General features: G+C 48.9%; 1 rRNA gene. It reads right to left on the reverse strand.

Annotation, left to right across the window (positions count from 1 at the left end):
• Window positions 1-26 precede the first annotated feature (26 nt).
• Window positions 27-2,921 (reverse strand): 23S ribosomal RNA (locus H9629_RS15225).
• Between the last annotated feature and the right edge of the window lie 331 nt (window positions 2,922-3,252).

Genomic DNA, 3,252 nt, shown 5'->3' on the forward strand with positions numbered 1-3,252 from the left:
TTATACAACAACTGTTTGGGTGTTGTATAGTCAAGCCTCACGAGCAATTAGTATTGGTCAGCTTCATGCATCACTGCACTTCCACATCCAACCTATCAACGTCGTAGTCTTCAACGGCTCTTTAGGAGACATAAAGTCTCGGGGAAATCTTATCTTGAGGTAGGCTTCCCGCTTAGATGCTTTCAGCGGTTATCCCTTCCGAACATAGCTACCCGGCGATGCGACTGGCGTCACAACCGGTACACCAGAGGTTCGTCCACTCTGGTCCTCTCGTACTAGGAGCAGATCCTCTCAAATTTCCAACGCCCACGGTAGATAGGGACCGAACTGTCTCACGACGTTCTAAACCCAGCTCGCGTACCTCTTTAAATGGCGAACAGCCATACCCTTGGGACCTGCTTCAGCCCCAGGATGAGATGAGCCGACATCGAGGTGCCAAACACCGCCGTCGATATGAACTCTTGGGCGGTATCAGCCTGTTATCCCCAGAGTACCTTTTATCCGTTGAGCGATGGCCCTTCCATACAGAACCACCGGATCACTAAGACCTACTTTCGTACCTGCTCGACTTGTGGGTCTCGCAGTTAAGCGCGCTTTTGCCTTTATACTCTACGCGTGATTTCCGACCACGCTGAGCGCACCTTCGTACTCCTCCGTTACTCTTTAGGAGGAGACCGCCCCAGTCAAACTACCCACCAGACATGGTCCTCGCTCCAGATCATGGAGCAGAGTTAGAACCTCAATATTACCAGGGTGGTATTTCAAGATTGGCTCCACAGCAACTAGCGTCGCTGCTTCAAAGCCTCCCACCTATCCTACACAAGTAAGATCAAAGTTCAATGTCAAGCTGCAGTAAAGGTTCACGGGGTCTTTCCGTCTAGCCGCGGGTACACCGCATCTTCACGGCGAATTCGATTTCACTGAGTCTCTGCTGGAGACAGCGCCCCCATCATTATGCCATTCGTGCAGGTCGGAACTTACCCGACAAGGAATTTCGCTACCTTAGGACCGTTATAGTTACGGCCGCCGTTTACTGGGGCTTCGATCAAGAGCTTCGCTTACGCTAACCCCATCAATTAACCTTCCAGCACCGGGCAGGCATCACACCCTATACGTCCACTTTCGTGTTTGCAGAGTGCTATGTTTTTAATAAACAGTTGCAGGGGCCTGGTTTCTGTGGCTGCTCTCAGCTCAGGAAGCAAGTTCCATCACCAAAAGCAGCGTACCTTCTCCCGAAGTTACGGTACCATTTTGCCTAGTTCCTTCAGCAGAGTTCTCTCAAGCGCTTTGGTCTACTCGACCTGACCACCTGTGTCGGTTTCGGGTACGATTCCTGTGTAACTGAAGCTTAGAGACTTTTCCTGGAAGCATGGTATCAGCCACTTCACTGTACAAGTACAGCTTGCTATCAGCTCTCAGCATAGAGCACCCCGGATTTGCCTAAGATGCATGCCTACAGCCTTCCACCTGGACAACCAACGCCAGGCTGACTTAACCTTCTCCGTCCTCTCATCGCATTACACAGAAGTATTGGAATATTAACCAATTTCCCATCGACTACGCCTCTCGGCCTCGCCTTAGGGGTCGACTCACCCAGCCCCGATTAACGTTGGACTGGAACCCTTGGTCTTTCAGCGTGCGAGTTTTTCACTCGCATTGTCGTTACTCACGTCAGCATTCGCACTTCTGATACCTCCAGCAGACTTCTCAATCCACCTTCATCGGCTTACAGAACGCTCCCCTACCACTTGCAATAAATTGCAAATCCGCAGCTTCGGCACATAGTTTTAGCCCCGTTACATCTTCCGCGCAGGCCGACTCGACTAGTGAGCTATTACGCTTTCTTTAAAGGGTGGCTGCTTCTAAGCCAACCTCCTAGCTGTCTATGCCTTCCCACATCGTTTCCCACTTAACTATGATTTTGGGGCCTTAGCTGGCGGTCTGGATTGTTTTCCTCTTGACTACGGACGTTAGCACCCGCAGTCTGTCTCCCGGATAGTACTCATTGGTATTCGGAGTTTGCATCGGTTTGGTAAGTCGGGATGACCCCCTAGCCGAAACAGTGCTCTACCCCCAATGGTATTCGTCCGAGGCGCTACCTAAATAGCTTTCGGGGAGAACCAGCTATCACCAAGTTTGATTAGCCTTTCACCCCTATCCACAAGTCATCCCCTGGCTTTTCAACGACAGTGGGTTCGGTCCTCCAGTTAGTGTTACCCAACCTTCAACCTGCTCATGGATAGATCACCTGGTTTCGGGTCTATACCCAGCAACTAATGCGCCCTATTAAGACTCGGTTTCCCTACGGCTCCCCTATTCGGTTAACCTCGCTACTGAATATAAGTCGCTGACCCATTATACAAAAGGTACGCAGTCACCGAACAAGTCGGCTCCCACTGCTTGTATGCATGCGGTTTCAGGATCTATTTCACTCCCCTCACAGGGGTTCTTTTCGCCTTTCCCTCACGGTACTGGTTCACTATCGGTCAGTCAGGAGTATTTAGCCTTGGAGGATGGTCCCCCCATATTCAGACAAGGTTTCACGTGCCTCGCCCTACTCGACATCATTATCTAAGCCCTTTCGTGTACAGGACTATCACCCACTATGGTTGCACTTCCCAGAGCATTCCACTAGAACTTAGATAACTTAATGGGCTCTTCCCCTTTCGCTCGCCGCTACTGAGGGAATCTCAATTGATTTCTTTTCCTAAGGGTACTGAGATGTTTCACTTCCCCTCGTTCGCCTTGCATGACTATGTATTCATCATGCAATACCTACCTTATGGTAAGTGGGTTTCCCCATTCAGACATCTCCGGATCACAGGATATTTGCCGCCTCCCCGGAGCTTTTCGCAGGCTATCACGTCTTTCATCGCCTCTGACTGCCAAGGCATCCACCACATGCACTTAATTACTTGACTATACAACCCCAAACAGTCGTTTATCCTTACAAGTAGGATAAGCAACAGAGTTCGTCTTGCGACTTACTCATACAGTTGGCGTTTCGTAGATTTAACTACAGTACAGCTTCAATTAGATTCATATACCAAAACGCTTGATTCAGTTAATTTCGCTAGTAACTCATTAATCTCTCAATTAAGAACAAGTTCTTAATTTTGATTTCAACGAGTATGAACAAATTATTTCAACTCAAATATATTCTGTTAATGATTTTTCCAGCCTTCGTCAGGTCAGGAAACTGTGATAAATCACAGAGATTATCAAGTGCGCGTATCATAACGCTTGTACTTG

It is taken from the genome of Acinetobacter pecorum (genome assembly GCF_014837015.1).
GTDB classification, from domain to species: Bacteria; Pseudomonadota; Gammaproteobacteria; order Pseudomonadales; family Moraxellaceae; genus Acinetobacter; species Acinetobacter pecorum.